Here is a 1,681-nt window from a genome sequence, read left to right on the forward strand (position 1 = left end):
ACCGGGTCCGCTCCGGCACCGACCCGTCGGGACCATCCCCGTAGACGGTGACCCGGACCAGGTCGGGCGGGGTGCCCCCCACCGGGGAGGACGCGAGCCCATCCCTTCCCGGGGAATGGGCCTTCCCCGGGAAGGGATGGGGGCCGTCCACGACGAACCGACGTGGACGGCCAGCGAGGCCCGTTCCGTCGGCCTTCGCCGCCGCCTCCTTCGCCGCCCACAGCCGGGTGAACCACACGGCCCGCCGGTGAGGATCGGTGCCGGCGACCCGGTCGAGCAGGCGCAGTTCGGTGGGCGCCAGGGCCGCCTTCTCGACCCCGGCGGCGCGGGACACGATCCGCTCAAGATCGATGCCAACCTCCCCGTCCGCGGCGACCAAGGCCACGGCGAGCTCCGGCTTGTGGGCGAGCGACACCCCCGGGGGGTCGAACGCTGGGACACCCGGCCGCGCCGGCAGGGAGGTGATGACCGGGGCACCCACGTCGTCGTTACGGATCCCGACCTCGATCCCCCAGACGGGCCCCGCTCCCCGTTCCCACAGCCATCGCCGGACTGCGTCCTGGGCGGCGATCCGTCCCAACAGCCGGCCGCGTGCCGCCCTGGGGTTGAGCGCGGCGAGCCGGGCACGCTCGGCGGCATCGGCGTAGTGGCGCACGATCAGTTCCCGCGAGGCCGCGTCGGGCCAGCGGTCCACGGCGACCACCCAGCCCTCACCGGAGGGCTGGGCCACCGTGTTCAACTCCGGCGCACGCACCATCGCCCAGAGCACGTCGTCGTTGGCGAACCGGCGGTCGGTCCACCCGGTGATGACCGCCCAGACACGTCCGTCGGCCCGCCGCACCTCCATGTCCGCGGTCACCGTGCGCTCGGCCACCTGCCGGATCCGTACGACGCAGTCCACCAGGTCGCCCTCCACCGGTGCCGGGCCGTGGAACTGCACGTCGGCCAGGGACTGCGGGAGCAGGAGGGAGTCGTCGGACAGATGCTCCATCGCCCAGTAGCCGAAGAGCTGGCCCACGTTGTCGAGCAGGGCGCCGGACGCCGACGGCACCCGCAGACGCCCCCGGATACCGGTCGGGGCGATCGCCTCGATCCGATGGATGCCCTGGTAGCYGGGACCGTGGAAGAGGAACCGGGCCCCGTAGAGATCCCTGCCACGATGCCGCGGGGGCCGCTCGACGGGCAGCGTCGGGCCCGTCCGGCCCACGGACAGATCGGCGGTGATCGCGGTTGACTCGGGCGGCGGCAGGTGGTCCGCCGCGAACAGCACCGTGCCGCGGGCGTAGCCGTCCACGGTCACCCGCACCGCGTCCGGCCCCGCGGGGGCGAGCGCAATGGACACCTCCACCGCCGGCTCGATCGCGAGCCAGCGCAACGCCCGGACGTCTCGGACACCGACCGGCACCCGGCCCGGCAGCAGCGCGGCGGCCTCGCCGATCATGAGCTCGAGGACCTCGGTCATCGGCACGACCGGGAACAGATCGGATATGTCCGCCCAGCCCGGCGGCTGACGGTAGAAGCAGTGGTCGACGATGTGCGGCATCGACGCCAGCGACAGCCGTCGCCGGAACATCCGCGGCCCGGGTTCGGGACTGTCACGGGGCACGGGTACCCAGCCCACCGCGGACGTCCGATCGGCGCCCGTGCCCCGACCGGCCGCCCCGCCGTCGGCCGCGCTCGC

Annotated in this window: 1 protein-coding gene; it reads right to left on the reverse strand. The window is 74.2% G+C overall.

Annotated elements, in window-relative coordinates; genetic code table 11:
• Window positions 1–1,621 (reverse strand): 4'-phosphopantetheinyl transferase superfamily protein (locus KBI5_RS24650; protein WP_241883181.1); only part of this gene is annotated, 1,621 nt, incomplete at its 3' end.
• Between the last annotated feature and the right edge of the window lie 60 nt (window positions 1,622–1,681).

The organism is Frankia sp. KB5 (assembly GCF_002099325.1).
GTDB classification, from domain to species: domain Bacteria; phylum Actinomycetota; class Actinomycetes; order Frankiales; family Frankiaceae; genus Frankia; species Frankia casuarinae.